The sequence below is a fragment of the Pseudomonas sp. S3E12 genome (genome assembly GCF_001702295.1).
In the GTDB taxonomy this organism is placed as follows: domain Bacteria; phylum Pseudomonadota; class Gammaproteobacteria; order Pseudomonadales; family Pseudomonadaceae; genus Aquipseudomonas; species Aquipseudomonas marginalis.
On the sequence record NZ_MBDT01000014.1, the window covers coordinates 194256 to 209633 of the forward strand.

General features: G+C 59.1%; 8 protein-coding genes. 6 read left to right on the forward strand and 2 right to left on the reverse strand.

The genetic code is table 11. From position 1 onward, the window contains the following. The first annotated feature begins 65 nt into the window (after positions 1 to 65). Entirely contained in the window at positions 66 to 1994 is a 1929-nt protein-coding gene (locus BB029_RS13455) for an amino acid adenylation domain-containing protein (protein WP_065939530.1), read from the forward strand. 27 nt (positions 1995 to 2021) lie between these two features. After that, complete coding sequence (locus BB029_RS13460; RefSeq protein ID WP_083236406.1) at positions 2022 to 2840, forward strand: GNAT family N-acetyltransferase; 819 nt, start codon at positions 2022 to 2024, stop codon at positions 2838 to 2840. 14 nt (positions 2841 to 2854) lie between these two features. On the opposite strand, the gene BB029_RS13465 is transcribed toward BB029_RS13460, so the two are convergent. Beyond that, positions 2855 to 4852 carry an ABC transporter permease gene (locus BB029_RS13465; protein WP_065939531.1) on the reverse strand — a complete coding sequence of 666 codons (1998 nt, stop codon included), beginning with the start codon at positions 4850 to 4852 and terminating at the stop codon, positions 2855 to 2857. A gap of 5 nt (positions 4853 to 4857) precedes the next feature. Next, positions 4858 to 6048: an efflux RND transporter periplasmic adaptor subunit gene (locus BB029_RS13470; RefSeq protein ID WP_083236409.1), complete on the reverse strand. Its 1191-nt coding sequence runs from the start codon at positions 6046 to 6048 to the stop codon at positions 4858 to 4860. 296 nt (positions 6049 to 6344) lie between these two features. Between BB029_RS13470 and BB029_RS13475 the strand changes: the two genes are divergently transcribed. From BB029_RS13475 to BB029_RS13490, 4 genes are all read left to right on the forward strand, one after another. Then, positions 6345 to 7151 (forward strand): pentapeptide repeat-containing protein, encoded by an 807-nt coding sequence (locus tag BB029_RS13475; RefSeq protein WP_065939532.1) that lies wholly within the window; start codon positions 6345 to 6347, stop codon positions 7149 to 7151. 121 nt (positions 7152 to 7272) lie between these two features. Next, positions 7273 to 7926: a hypothetical protein gene (locus BB029_RS13480; RefSeq protein ID WP_141696538.1), complete on the forward strand. Its 654-nt coding sequence runs from the start codon at positions 7273 to 7275 to the stop codon at positions 7924 to 7926. 44 nt (positions 7927 to 7970) lie between these two features. Continuing rightward, positions 7971 to 8960 (forward strand): threonine/serine dehydratase, encoded by a 990-nt coding sequence (locus tag BB029_RS13485; RefSeq protein WP_065939534.1) that lies wholly within the window; start codon positions 7971 to 7973, stop codon positions 8958 to 8960. 353 nt (positions 8961 to 9313) lie between these two features. Next, a partial coding sequence (locus tag BB029_RS13490) for a non-ribosomal peptide synthetase (protein WP_256558253.1) occupies positions 9314 to 15378 on the forward strand: 6065 nt, incomplete at its 3' end.

Sequence of the window (15378 nt, forward strand, 5' to 3'; positions counted from 1 at the left end):
GGTGCTGTGTCCTGTTGCTTGCATGGCGAGGTCAAGGATGGATATGGACAAAAAAGGAGTGTCGTGTGCGTTTAGGTGATTTGGATGTGCTCGCTCCCGCGCAGCGACAGCTTCAATTGACCGCCTGGAACGATACCTCGCGCCCCTATCCGCAAGGGTTGCGTCTGCATGAGGTGTTCGAGCGCCAGGCCAGTCAGTTTGCCGATTCGATAATCGTGGAGCACGGCGACGTTCGGCTGACTTACGCCCAGCTCAACGGTAAGGCCAACCAATTGGCTCACCGCTTGATCGAAGACGGCTGTGGTGCCGGCAGCATGGTCGGTATCAAGCTGGAGCGCAGCCTGCAGATGATCATTGCATTGCTGGCGGTCTTGAAGAGTGGTGCGGCGTATGTCCCGCTTGACCCGGCGTATCCGAGGGCGCGTCTGGACTACCTGTTGCGCCAATCCGGCGCAGCAACGGTGATCACGTCTGCCGCGCTTGCCGACAGCGACGACACCACGCTGCAGTGGGTTATCTATGACGATGACCAGCTTGGCGGCTATAGCGAGGACAACCCTGAAGTCGTTGGCGGGGAGCTCGCCTATGTGATATTCACGTCCGGCTCTACGGGACTTCCCAAAGGGGTTGCAGGCTTGCACGGTAGCATCCTCAATCGTCTTCAATGGATGTGGGAAAAGTATCCGTACGCAGTCGATGAAGTCTGCTGCCAGAAAACGGCGCTTAATTTTACCGATTCGATCACTGAGATTTTCGGGCCGTTGCTGAGTAACGTGCCTTTGGTGCTGATCAGCGATGCGCAGTTGAAGGAGCCTTTGACTTTTTTGTCACTGGTGCAGCAGAAGGCAATTACCCGCATTGTGCTGGTGCCTTCGTTGTTGAAGGTGTTACTGGCGGTGGGCGGTGCGGTGCGCCAGCAGTTCGCCGGACTCAGGTTGTGCGTGGTCAGTGGCGAGGCGCTGGATGGACAGACGCGAAATGAGTTTCTGCGTTTGCTGCCCCATGTCCTGCTGCTCAACCTCTACGGTTCCACTGAGGTCTCGGGTGATGTGTTGTTCGCCGAGGTGAATCAGATGCAGCCAGTATCCGTGCCCGTTCCCATTGGTCGTCCGATGGCGAATGTCAGGGCTTATGTCCTCGATGTGAACATGAGCCTGTTACCGCAGGGCGCGCGGGGTGAGCTGTATGTGGCGGGGAGTAATCTTGCGCTGGGCTACTTTGCCGACCCGGCGGCGACAGCCTGGAGCTTCGTGCCTGATCCTTTCTCGACAGTGCCCGGCCAGCGACTTTTCAGAACGGGCGACATGGCGCGGCTGCGAGCCGACGGGCAAATCGAATACCTGGGGCGCCGCGACTCGCAGGTCAAGGTGCTTGGCATGCGCGTGGGGCTGGGCGAGATTGAGGAATGTCTGCGCCAGTTGAGTGGAATCAGGGATGTCGTGATCGTAGCGCGGTCAAGGGAGGATGGGCATGACCTGGCGGCTTACTACACCCTCGGCGGGCCATGGCCGGACAGTGTCAGCGTGCGACGCCACTTGCTCGACAGGCTGCCTTCGCACATGGTCCCCAGGTTTCTGAGTGAGTTGGAAACCATGCCTTTGCAAATCAACGGCAAGATAGATCGACATGCTTTGCCGGAACCCAGCCTGGCGCTCGCTACCCTCGATGATGGGGTTCGGCTGCCCCCGGTGGGTGAGACTCAGGTATGGCTCTGTGAGCTCTGGTCCAGGGCCCTGGGTCTTGACACGGTGGGAGTACGTGACGACTTCTTCATGCTGGGCGGTAACTCTCTGGATGCAATGAGGCTCGTCGCAGCTATCAACACGCACTGGCGTCACGTGAATATCGGGGTTCGGGATATTCTCGAACTCAGGACTGTCGAAGGGCTTTGCGCGTCAATCGAGTCGAGGTTGGCGCTTGATCCAGAGAATACTCAAAGTCAGGCCGACGAGGATGAAGAGATCCTCTGGGTGCTCGATGATCTTGCTCAATGAACGCTTCACTGCCCGCCGGAAAGTGTCATGACTAATTCAGTTCTTCCTGTTGATATGGGCTCAATCGAGTTTTGCGAAGGGCAATACCTCGCTGCACGCGTCCGTGCTCTGTCTGCCCTGGCTGGAAATCCCTATGGCGCGAGTGTTCGTGAATTGGGGGAGTTGTCGGGGTGTAAGGTGATGGCGACCAAAAGCCCGATGTTGAACCGGGTTTGCGGCGATGCGGTGAAGTCGCCAGATCACTTCGCTGCGCTGGCACGTTGGTTTGCAAATGATGGCAGGGAGGTCGCTGTGCCCCTTGTGTCCGCCCGCAAGCCGGGTGGTGAGGCGCGGCAGGTCGGAGAGTGCCGGCTTACGAAAATGCGCGGTTGGACTCATGCCCAGATGGCCGCATCGGTCGATGAGTTGAAAGCGATCAAGCCCGGCGTGCGGATCGAAGAGTTGGACGTAGCGAAATTGGGCTCGTTTCTTGATATCCATGCCTCGGCATTTCATACCCCACCTGAGGAGCGCGAGATGTCACTGGCCTCGTTCGTCGGGTTGTACGAGTCGGGGCGTGCCGGTTTTTTCGTGGCTCAGATCGACGGGCGAGTGGCGGGTGCGGCACTTGTCTATTTTGCCACCAACGGCATGGCCTATCTGGGGACCGCTGCCACGGCCAAAGCATTTCGTGGGCAAGGTTGTCACGCTGCTCTGATTGCAGCGAGGATCGCAGCAGCGCGTCGGTTCGGATGTCATGGTGTGGCGGCGACTGCGCTGATGAATTCGCAAAGCCGGCGCAACCTGGAGCGCTTCGGCCTAGGCTTTTCCCATGTTCAGACGCTTTACACGGCTGCGCAAGACTGAAGCGGCCTGGGCCGTCAGTCCGCGGCCAATGCATTGACTGGGTTCAACTTGGCTGCTTTTCGCGCCGGCATGAACCCGAAGACCAGGCCGGTCAGAACGGCACAGCCGAAGGCGCTTGCGCACGCCGCCAGCGACTGCACCACCGGTACCTTCAGCCACTCCAGGGCCACAACCACGCTCGTCCCGATGATCACACCGGCGGTTCCCCCTATGGAGGTAACCAGTACGGCTTCGGTCAGGAATTGGTACAGGATATCGCGCTGTCGGGCCCCCGTAGCCATGCGCACGCCGATCTCGCGCATTCGCTCGCGGATACTCATGAGCATCACGTTCATCACCCCGATACCGCCGACGATCAGGGAGACTGCCGCCACCAGCCCGAGCATCCTGGTCATGGATTGGGAGGCAGCGGCTTGAGCCTGCATGGCGTCGATCCTGTTCCACACCTGCACATCCCACACATGACGCTGTTCGGCCAGCAGCGCCTCTATGGCTTCGGCGGTCTCCCAGGATTGCCCCATGTCCCGGATCTTCACGGCTATCCAGGATGGGTTGGGGCGGCCAAACAGGCGGGCGGCGGCAGCCGAGAAAGGCACGGTGACACGATCATCGAGATCCTGGCCACCGCTGGCGCCCTTGGGGGCAAAGACGCCGATGACTTGAAAGGGCACCTGATCTACCAGGATGTTCTGCCCAACAGGGTTTGAACCGTCCGCGAAAAGTGCCTTTTTGACCGTCTGGCCGATCATCGCGACTTTCTCGACACGGCGATCATCCTGCGCATCGATCATCGTGCCTTCAGCCATCTTCCAGTTCATGACTGAAGCGAAGCTCGGGGTGGCGCCACCCCCGTAGGTTACATGGTCCACATTGCCACGTCTGACGACTACCCGATCTTCGATATACGGGGCCACGGCTTCGACATTAGGCAGCGACTGGATAGCCTTGGCATCCTCCAGGGTCAGTGGCGCCCCTTGGGTGCGGGTGCCGGCCGCCTTGACCGACACAAACATCGTCTGAATGCCCAGGGTTTCGAACTGTGCCATGACCTGGCGTTGCGTTCCGCTCCCCACGGCGAGCATGACGATGACGGAAGCGATGCCTATCACGATACCCAGCAAGGTCAATCCGGTGCGAAACCGGTTGGTTTGCATGACACGCCAGGCGGAGCGGGCCATTTCGCCCAGATCGGCCGGCACTCGTCTGGACCGCGTCGCGTTGAGCTGCGGGCTAGGTGCTGCCGACTCGGTTTCTAAGGCGCTGGGTGGGGTATCGAGTGTATGTGCGTCGCCCGAATCTGCAACGATTTGGCCGTCATGGATTTCAATGATACGACGCGCTTGTGCGGCGATGTCACGGTCATGGGTGACGAGAATAATGGTATGGCCCGCTTCGGCCAGTTCATGCAGCAGCGCCATCACTTCTGCTCCGCTGCTGCTGTCCAGCGCACCGGTCGGTTCGTCGGCGAGGATGATACGTCCGCCATTCATCAGGGCGCGGGCAATCGCGACGCGCTGCTGCTGACCCCCCGATAATTGGCTGGGGCGATGCGCCAGGTGTGCACCCATGCCCAGCCGCTGAAGCAGGTTGGTGGATTGCTCCCGGCGTTTTTCGCGCAATTGCCCGGCGTACAGGGCCGGAACCTCTACGTTCTCCCTGGCTGTTTCGGTGGCCAACAAATGGTAGCCCTGAAACACGAAGCCAAAGCCGTCGCGTCGAAGCTGAGCCAGTTCGTCGGCGCTCAAGCCAAGGGTATCGCGCCCTTCAAATAAATAGTCTCCGGAGCTGGGCTTATCCAGGCAGCCGAGAATGTGCATCAGGGTGGATTTACCTGAGCCCGACGCGCCGACGATGGCGACAAATTCTCCCGGGTATATCTTCAGGGAGACGCCGCGTAGCACTTCGGCACAGGCAAGGCCCTGGGCATTTCGCTTCGGCGAGTCGCCATAGGTCTTGCGTATGTCGCGCAGCTCGATCAACGGTTGCGCGCGGTTACCAAGGTGCCCATCCATGGAGGTCATCCTTTTGCACCATTTTGGATAAGGCTGCCGGTGACAACACGCTCACCAGGCTGCAGTCCCTCGAGGACCTGAGCGAAAAAGCGATTGCGCGTCCCGATACGTACCTGGCGCGTTTCAGTGTTGCCATCGGCTTTCACCACCTGCGCCAGGAACAGATCAGCAGAGCCCTCTACCGGAAACAGCGCGGCAAGAGGTACCGACAATGCGTCCTTGGCCGAGGTCTCGACGAAGGTTACCTGCGCTGTCATCTGGGGCATGAGTTCGGCATCTGTGTTGCTGACGTCGAACAGCACGGTATACACCACCACCTTGTTCGCGGCGCTTGGGGTGCCCGTGGCAGCACCTGCCGCTGCAGCAGGCGGCGCGGGCAATACTTGGCGAACCTTGCTTTCCCAGCGGCGCTGGTCATTGCCGAGTGTGGTGAAGTAGGCGGCCATCCCGGGTTTGACTCTTCCCACATCCGCCTCGGAGACTTCGGACCACACTGTCATGGACGTCAAGTCTGCGATGCGCAGCACGTTGGGAGTCTGGTAGGTGGCGTTGAGCGTCTGTCCTTCGCGGGCATCCACCGACACAACCGTGCCAGCCATGGGGGCGTAGATGCGGGTGTAGCCCAGTCGCGCCTCATCGGCCTTGAGTGTGGCTTGAGTCTGGGTGATCTGCGCTTGCAACTGTTGAATGCGAGCGCCCGAGGAGGTGAGCGTGGCTTGCGCGTCTTGCAGTTCGTCAAGGCTTGAGGCACCGTCGCTGGCCAATGGCCGAAGGCGCGCATGCCGCTGAGTAGCCAGCCAGTACTGCGCGTTCTGATCGATCAGTTGGGCTTTCTGGGCTTTGAGCGAGGCGCGTCCCGCGTCAACCGAGGCTTGTTGGACACTCGGGTCGATCTCAACCAGCAGTTGTCCCTTGGTCACGACATCCCCGGCCTGGGCATGCAAGTGCATGATCTGTCCCGACACCTGTGCACCGACATCGACATACCGATGTGGCTGCAAGGTGCCTAAGGCAGTGACGCTGGTTTCGATAGTCGAGCGCGTCACGGCGACGGATGCTGGAGGGTTCGACGCTCGCTGATCCCAAGGGTGCCATGCCGCACCGCCAACCAGCAGAAGGACAAGTACGAAACCGCATGCAAACCAGCGCGCCAAGCGTGAATGACGTGGCGTGCCGACAGAAGTTCTAGAGGACATAGTGGTGGACTGCCAATGACGGCGGCGAAGAATCACGGCCGGCTTCCTTGTTCGGATGGACCCCCATCTTGAGGGCTGTTTTCTTAGTGGACACTCAGTATACTCGGCGCGACCTTTGAGCGCTCCCCACGAAGCTTATTGCAGGGAGTGCAAAAATCGAAAACGTCACATCGATATCATGGGTTTGGCCGTAGTATCTGCATGTTGCGCACGCGCAAATTATACGTCTTTTATGGCGCTGCACATTACTTTGGCTTTTTACTTCACAGGTTTTTCTATCAGAGCAAGGAGGCGCGATGGCTGCAAGTCGATTGACCAGGAAACTGCGTGGTGTTGATGAGGATCAGACTGCTGTTGCATCGGATCTTATCGCTCTAATTCGCAGCGCAAATACAGAGGGGATCGAGAATCTCGATCTGGTGGGCATGGAATTTCCTGAGGTGGTGCTCGATGGCATCAGCCTGAAGTTTGCCGATCTGTCGTCTTCCAATCTGGAGGGTGCGCTTTTCTCTGGTGCCGTCCTCAGCGGCGCCTGGCTCGAGAAGGCAAGGCTCGCTCATGCCAATCTTTCCGGCGGACAATTTCTCGGGACCAGTTTCCAGGGCGCAGACCTTCGCGGGGCGACGCTGGAAGGCGTCTCGCTGGAAGGTGGAAACTTCATCAATGCCGTTCTTGTTGATGCACGTGCCAAGCGCGGCGAGTTCAATGTGACCAACTTCAAGGATGCCGATCTGTCCGGCGCCGATTTCAGTTTTTGCACATTGAACAATTGCAATCTAGGTGGGGCTGATCTTCGCGGTGCCAACTTTGAAGGCGCTCGATTGAGCAATACCAACGTTCAGGGAAAAACACTGGATGGGGCGATCTTTGAGAATGCCTATCTGGGGGAGTGCCTGGCGTCAGATGTGGATTTCAGAAAGGTCAATCTCAAAGGGGTCGACTTCAGTTATGCCAATCTTGCAAATGCCAACTTCTCAGGGGTAGACCTGACAGGCGCCAAGTTTATCGAAGCCTCATTGAAGGGCGCGGATCTGCGTGGTGCGATATTGACCGATGCGGACTTCACGCATGCGTCGATGAAAGGTGCATTGAAAGACGACTGAGTCTGGACCTGTCACCAGGCGGCTTAAATGCCCAGGCGCGCCGCGCTGGTGATGCCGACACCAAGGTTGGAGGCATGGCAAAATGGATGAGCATAGGGAAAGCGCTTTGGACTCAGGGTTGATGGACCCGTTGTTGACACCCGACTGGATCGCAGCCTGCGAGGAACTCGACGTACAGTTGGCCGACGTTGCCGAACCGGATCTGGCCAGGCTGGCTTTCAGGTTGATGGCTGCAATGTATTGTCGGGATCTCAAGACACTGCCTTCGTGTGCTCCGACTCAGGCATTGGTCGAGCAGTGTGCTCAGTTGGTAACACCGTTGTATCGGCCAGAACCAGATCTGGTTCGCGCTATCTACTTTCCCACGCGTCCCGGTGATGTACCGCAGTTCTATGGAATTATCGCGTTTTGCGCGTTCTGGGCGTTGATAAGCCAGTACGAAGGGCCGGTTGCCTGGTTGTCATTTCCTCTTGGTTTACTCGGTGACAAGGTGCATGGGGAAGTGTGTGAACTCATTGCCTGTGTGGAGCGCACCCGACTTCGGGCTGGAGCGCTGGCAGGGTCCAACAGGCCCGTGACGATCAGCTTCGAAGATGAGTCGGCCTCCCTGAGCATGTTTCATCTGGGGCGTCGCTGCCCTCCTGCCTGGGAGGTGCTGGCAAACGAGCCTATGGCGACGGCGTTCGGGCTCCCGCTTGTCTGTGTGCCAAGCCGCTCGGTGGCTCAGATGAGAGTGTCGCGGACGTCTTGGGGAAATGTCGTCGGGGTATTCTGACGGTGGTAGGTTGTATTGCAGCGTAGTCTGGCAAGGATGCATGAATGACGATTTCAAATCAGGATATTTTCGATGCCGAGTTGCGACTTGAGGGTGTTGTCCGGAAGACGCCGGTCCTGTGCAGCAGCAGCCTTGATCGAATGATCCATGGTAACGCCTTCATCAAGGCAGACTCGCTGCAATGGGGAGGCGCGCTCAAATATCGCGGCGTGATGAACAAGTTGTTTGCCTGCCCAGTGCCACCCGGCACTACGATAGTGGCGTATTCCTCAGGTAATCATGCTGTCTCTGTGGCGATTGCTGCTCGCCAACACGGTCTCGTAGCGATACTCGTGATGCCCCATGATGCGCCTGCAATCAAGATCGAACGGGCGAGAGAGCAGGGTGCAGAGATTGTTTTCTACGACCGGACCCATACCGATCGAGTCGCTCTGGCACAACGCTTGTGCAACGACGCCCAAGGCGTGCTGTTCCCGCCTTTCGATGATGAGGACATTATCTGTGGCCAGGCAACGGCAACGCTCGAACTGATCCGTCAGTGTCGAGAGCAGGGGAGTGAGCTGGATCACATCCTGATCCCATGCGGTGGAGGCGGGTTGCTCTCGGGAGCAGTGCTGGCCGTCCGGGCCGCTCGGTCGAATGCCAGGATATGGGCGGTTGAGCCCGAGGGGTTCGACTGCATGCGTCGATCCATGGAGGCTGGGTGCAAGATCGAAAACCGCTTGGGCGAAGGGTCAATTTGTGACGCGCTCATGGCCCGCGCACCTGCCGATATCACGCTTGAATTGGCCTTGGAAGGCCGGTGTGGATCGTTAAGACCAGATGATGAGACGGTACGCAAGGCAGTTGCCCATGCATTCTCCGAGCTTAAGCTGGTCGTTGAGCCGAGCGGTGCGATTGCGTTGGCGGCGGTCATGTCTGCTCCCGAATTGTTTACGGGAGCCTCGGTAGGTGTGGTCCTGTCGGGCGGAAATGTCGATGCGTCGGCATTCGCTGAAATCATTGCGCTTGAGGCGCATCTCTCATCAAGCTGACGTGCTCCGGATCCGTGATTGACGCCGCTGCTGGTGCGTGCTGACAACTACGCGTTGGCAAATTTCTCGTTTTTTTGGCCTGTCGGCCATTCTCTTTTTGTCTGGAGTCCCCTGTGCCTGCTGAAGGTTCAAACCGCCCGCACGGTTCGCCGCTGGATATCTTGCGTGTGCTTGAAGCCGCCAATATACGGCTCACACTCACCCCTGCTGGCCAGCTCAAGGTGCAGGCGCCAAGCGATGCCATGACCGAGCCTATGCGGGAGCTGATCGTGACCAGCAAGCGGGCATTGATCGATCTGCTGAAGAGTTTCAACGGCGCAGGGACAATCCCAAGAGTGGCGGATAAGGAGCGGATGCTTCCTGCTGTTTTGTCCTTTGGTCAGGAGCGGTTGTGGTTCCTCGATCGCTACGAATCCGGCAGTGCCCAATACAATATTCCGGCGGCCGTTCGCCTGAGCGGTGAGGCATTCAGTTTGCCGATATTGCAGTGCGCGCTGGACGATCTTTTGATGCGGCACGAGTCACTCAGGACGGTATTCGTGGAGCGCGAAGGCCGGCCATATCAGGTCGTTCTGCCACAGGCTCGATCACTCATCGACATGATCGATCTAAGTGCTGTGCCAATGGTTGAGCGAGAGGCTCGGTTGATGGCACTGCTAGCACAGGAGTCGGCCAGGCTGTTTGACCTGACCAGTGGCCCCATGCTCAGGGCAACGGTGGTTCGCATGGGCGAGCGCGAGCATGTGTTGTTGGTGACGTTGCACCACATCGCCTCGGATGCCTGGTCCATGTCGGTGCTAATCCAGGATGTACTCAGCCTTTACAACGCGCACTTGTCCGGTCTTCCGTCGCAGTTGCCTGAGTTGCCGTTGCAGTACTTGGATTATTCGGTGTGGCAGCGCCAACGGTTGCAAGGTGAATTACTTCAGGAGCAGGTGACTTATTGGCGTCGTCAGATGGCCGGTGCTCCCGCTTTGCTCGACTTGCCCACGGACCGACCCAGGCCGCCCATCCAGACGTACCAAGGGGCGAGCCTGGACTTCATGTTGTCCAAACAGACCACCGCCAGGCTGAGGGAACTGGGGAAAATCCATGGCGCAACATTGTTCATGGTGCTACAGGCAGCTTTTTGCGTGTTGATGCACCGCTACAGTAACCAGGAAGATATCAGCCTGGGAACACCGACTGCCGGCCGCAGCCGCACCGAGTTAGAGCCGCTGATCGGTTTCTTCGTCAATACGCTGGTGCTGCGTACGCGTATCGATCCCCAGGCACGCTTTCTTGACCTGCTGGCGCAAGTCAAGGAAACCGCTTTGCAGGCTTACGCCCATCAAGACTTGCCTTTCGAACAGTTGGTCAATGAACTCAAGCCCACGCGCAGCCTCAGTCATTCGCCGTTGTTTCAGGTAATGTTCATTGTGCAGAACGCGCCACGCGGCACCCTGAATATTCCCGGCTTGCATTTCGAAACGCTGGAAAGCCCTGTCCAACTAAGTAAGTACGACCTGACCTGTGCCATTGTGGAAAACGCCCACCCTCATCAATTGCTGGGGAGTCTGGAGTACAACACTGCACTGTTTGACGAGTCGACGATGCGCCGGTTGGTGCAGCACTTTGAGGTGCTCCTGGAGGACGTCGGCGAACGCCCTGAGGCGCGTGTTGAAACGCTACGGCTGCTCTGTGCTCAGGAGCTGCACAAGGTGGTGGTCGAATGGAATGACACAGCGACCAGCCAGGCGAATGTCGAGTCGATACATCAGTTGTTCGAGCGACAGGCGAGCCTGGTGCCCGACGCCGTAGCTGTGGTTTTCGAAGGGCAAGAGCTGACTTATGCAGAGCTAGATGCCAGGGCCAGCCGTCTTGCTGCCGGGCTGTTGGCGCTTGGGGTGCAGGCCGGCACGCGGGTGGTGTTACTGGCGGAGCGTGGGCTTGAAATGATGGTTGGGCTGTTGGGCATCTTGAAGGCCGAAGCGGCTTATGTACCGCTGGATCCTGGGTATCCCGTAGAACGCCTGGCATTCATGTGCGAAGACTCAGGTGCGAAGGTGATGTTGACCCAGGCACATCTGGTTAGTGTATTGCCCGAGAGTGCTCACTGCCTCACCCATATCCTGCAGGAAGACTGGAACGTACCCCCAGAATCTCGCTGGTCAGGGCTAAGGCACGCAGGTCGCCCGGAAGATCTGGCCTATGTGATTTACACCTCGGGCTCGACCGGTGTACCCAAAGGGGTAATGGTCGAGCACCGCAATGTCATCAACCTGCTGGGCGCCATTGGCCGGCGCATCCCCTTGGCAGCGGGAGAGGGGTGGCTGGCGGTCACCACAATTTCCTTCGACATCGCTGTACTGGAACTGTTTTTACCTTTGGTATGCGGCGCGCGCATTGTGCTGGCAAGCCGTGAAGCCGCTGCCAACCCCGGGATGCTGACGCAGCTCATGGAGGACCATGAGGTGTCGATCATGCAGGCAACACCTTCAACCTGGAAGATGCTTGCCGAGCATGGCTGGCCTGGCAGGAAAGTGCGGGTATTGTCGGGTGGCGAACCATTGCTGCCAGGATTGGCGCAGGGCTTGCTGGCGTACTCGGGAGAACTCTGGAACCTCTATGGGCCTACGGAGACCACCATATGGTCGACGTGCCAGCATCTGGTGGGCGACGTCGTGGCAGAGGTCACGCTTGGCCGGCCGCTGGACAATACCCAGGTGTACGTCCTTGACCCCTCTGGTACACCAGTTCCTGTGGGGGCCGTGGGTGAAATTCACATCGGTGGGGCAGGTGTTGCACGGGGCTATATCGGCCGTCCGGAGCTGACCGCCGAACGCTTTGTCCGGGACCCCTTCAGTGGCGGGCAGGGGCGCCTGTACAAGACCGGTGACATGGGACGATGGTTATCCGATGGTCGCCTGCAGTATCTGGGGCGCAACGATTTCCAGGTCAAGATTCGCGGCGCTCGGATCGAGCTAGGTGAAATTGATACTTGTCTGATCAGTCATCCCGAGGTACGTGATGCGGTAGTGGTCGCCGGCAATGATGTCAGCGGCAATGCTCGTCTGGTGGCCTATGTCGTTCCCCGGGGGAAACATTCGGAACATTTGCCCGGGCTGTTACGCGAGTATTTGATCCAGCGATTACCTAGGCACATGGTTGTCAGTGGCTTCGTTTTTCTTGATTCAATGCCGTTGACGTTCAACGGCAAGATCGACCGTAAGGCGTTGCCCAGCGCGGATCAGGCCGGTGCGGCGAGCGCCGCCTATGAGGCGCCCATCGAAACCGGCGAGTGGGTGTTGGCCTCCATTTGGCAAGAGCTGCTGACCCTGGAGAGGGTTGGTCGCAACGATCACTTCTTCGAGCTGGGCGGGCACTCGTTGATGGCGGTGTCTATGGTTGCGAAATTGCGCGCCCAAGGGCTCGACCTGGAGGTGCATTCGGTGTTTGCTGCACCGAGGTTGGCAGACATGGCCAAGGCGCTTTACGAAAAACGAGAAGCCCAGGTTCCGCCCAACCTGATTAGGCACGATGACACCCTTATCACACCGCTTATGCTGCCGCTGGCAACGTTGGTCCAGGCCGATATCGACCGGGTCGTTGCCCGGGTCCGTGGTGGACGGGCCAACGTCCAGGACATCTACGCGTTGTCGCCCTTGCAAAGCGGCATTTTGTTTCATCACTTGATGGCATCGCAGGGCGATCCTTATTTGCTGGCGCACCAGTTGGCCTTTCAGGATCGAGGGCGACTCGACCGCTACCTGGCCGGCATTTCGTCTGTCATCGAGCGCCACGATATCCTGCGTACCGGGTTTGTCTGGAAAGACTTGTCAGTACCTGTGCAGGTGGTCTGGCGCGAGGCACCGCTACACATCGAAGAGGTGCATCTGGATCCCGCACAAGGAGCGATCAGCGAGCAATTGCATGCGCGTTTCGACCCTCGGTATCGGAGCATCGATGTCACGGAAGCTGGATTGCTGCGTGCGGCCATCGCTTATGATTCTGAGCACGACAGGTGGCTGTTGCTGCTGCTTCAGCACCACTTGATTGGCGACCATTCCACGCTGGAGATGTTGCACGAAGAAGTCACCCAGATCCTTGCTGGAAACGCACGTACGCTGGGAACGGCTCGTCCGTTTCGCAATTTGATCGCGCAGACCTTCCTTGAGGAAGACTCTGGGCGCCACGAGGTGTTTTTTCGCGAGCAGTTGGCCGATATCCACGAACCTGCCTTGCCGTATGGCATCGCGCAGTTGAAAACCCAGGACATTGCAGAGTTCCGTCTGGCGCTGGAGCCCGCACTTTTAGAGCGACTGAGCCTTCAGGCCCGGCGTCTTGGAGTTGGCTTGAGCAGCCTCTGCCATTTGGCGTGGGGGCTGGTCGTGGCCCGCACCAGTGGGTCTGACACAGTGGTATTTGGCACCGTATTGCTGGGGCGTTTGTCCACTCAAGAGCATTCTGAGCGCACCATGGGGCTGTTCATCAATACCTTGCCACTGCGTCTCGAGTTGCAGGATATGGCGGTGGATGCGGCTGTTCGTCAAGCCCATGCCAACCTGACTGCACTCTTGCGTCATGAGCACGCGCCGTTAGCCTTGGCTCAAAGTTGCAGTGGTATCGCTGTACCCGCACCATTGTTCAGTGCGTTGCTCAATTACCGACACGGGGCGATGGCTGCAACGGGTAACGACTCAGGCGTACCAGACGTCGAGTGGCTTGGCTCCTCTGCCGGGGCAACGTATCCATTCTGTCTGACGATCGAGGACTATGGGCAGTCGTTGGAGCTTATTGCACACGTTGCCAGCCCGATCTCGCCAGCGCGTACGTGTGAGCACATGCGCAGCGCCTTGGAGCAACTGGCCGATGCCTTGGGCCATGGCGAGCCAACTCGTATGGACCAATTGCATATCCTCCAGGATCATGAACGCGTGCAGGTACTGCAGGCGTGGAACGACACAGCTACGCAGTTCGATGCCAAGAACTTGGTGACGTTGTTCGAAGACCAGGTGCTGCGCACACCCCACGCCACCGCCGTACAGCACGGCAGCCGTCATCTGAGCTACGAACAACTCAATCAGCAAGCCAACAGGCTGGCCGATGCCTTGCTGGCCGAAGGCATCGGCGCGCAGGACCTGGTTGCGCTCGCCTTGCCGCGTTCGCTGGAGTTTGTGGTGGCGGTATGGGGCGTGCTCAAGGCAGGCGCGGCCTACTTGCCGCTGGACCTGTTGCACCCTCGTGAGCGTATCGAGTGGATGCTGGAAGATGCCAAGCCGGTTCTGGCCCTGTGCCTGGAGTCGGCGCTGGCGGATTTCCCGTCAAGCGTACCGGCACGGGCGTTGGATGCCGAGCAGTGGTTGGCTGGGCGTCGTTCATCAGCCCCGCTAAACCCTGTACAAAGTGCCGACCAGTTGGCCTACGTGGTCTATACCTCGGGCTCGACCGGTCAGCCCAAGGGCGTGATGGTGAGCCACGCAGCGATCGCCAACAAGATCGCAAGCCTTGCCGGTTTCCTGGAGATCGGTGCTGACGACCGCGTGTCGCTGCTCAGCGGCGTGTCGTTTGATGCGCTGATCGTGCAACTGGCAGTACCGCTGATTTGCGGTGGTTGCACCGTGGTGATCGACGACGCGACGCGCGACGACCTCGCACGTTTCTGGGAATACGTGCACACCCAGGGCATCAGCGTGCTGAGCTGCGTGCCCTCTTATCTGGCCCATGCCCTGTCGGCAGCGCCCCAGGGGCTGGTGGTGCGGCAGGTGCTTTTAGGGGGCGAAGCGTTATCGGCCAGTGTGTGCCAAGCCATCTACCATACCCTGAGCGCGCAACGCATCACCAACCTGTATGGCCCCACGGAAACCACCTGTGATGCCACTGCCTACCGGGTGACGCTGGAGGACATGGACGATGGCACGCTGCCGATTGGCCGGCCGTTGCCGAACTACCAGGTGTTTATCCTGGACGACTACCTGGAGCCGGTGCCCGTCGGCGTGGTGGGGGAGGTGTACCTTGCAGGTGTTGGACTGGCGCGAGGTTACCTGCACCAACCGGGTCTGACGGCGCAACGCTTCATCGCCAACCCGTACGGCGAAGCCGGTAGCCGCATGTACCGCACCGGCGACCTCGGCAGTTGGCGCGACGACGGCACTCTCGTCTACCGCGGCCGTGCCGATCAGCAGATGAAACTCAACGGCGTGCGAATCGAGCCGGGAGAGATCGAAGCGGTGTTGTTGCAGCACGAAGCGGTGTCGCAGGCGACTGTGATCCTGCGTGACGAGCCTCGGCAACTGGTCGGGTATGCGGTGCTGCACGAGGCTGAGGCGGTCACTCCCGAGGCGCTCAAGAACTACCTGGCGGAGCGGTTGCCCGGTTACATGGTGCCGGCGGCGATGATGCTGCTGGATGACCTGCCACGCACGGTCAATGGCAAGCT

Bases quoted from the DNA above. Each gene is read 5' to 3' on its own strand.
- BB029_RS13460 (WP_083236406.1), top strand. From the start codon at position 2,022: ATGACTAATTCAGTTCTTCCTGTTGATATGGGCTCAATCGAGTTTTGC.
- BB029_RS13465 (WP_065939531.1), bottom strand. From the start codon at position 4,852: ATGGATGGGCACCTTGGTAACCGCGCGCAACCGTTGATCGAGCTGCGC.
- BB029_RS13470 (WP_083236409.1), bottom strand. From the start codon at position 6,048: ATGTCCTCTAGAACTTCTGTCGGCACGCCACGTCATTCACGCTTGGCG.
- BB029_RS13475 (WP_065939532.1), top strand. From the start codon at position 6,345: ATGGCTGCAAGTCGATTGACCAGGAAACTGCGTGGTGTTGATGAGGAT.
- BB029_RS13480 (WP_141696538.1), top strand. From the start codon at position 7,273: ATGGACCCGTTGTTGACACCCGACTGGATCGCAGCCTGCGAGGAACTC.
- BB029_RS13485 (WP_065939534.1), top strand. From the start codon at position 7,971: ATGACGATTTCAAATCAGGATATTTTCGATGCCGAGTTGCGACTTGAG.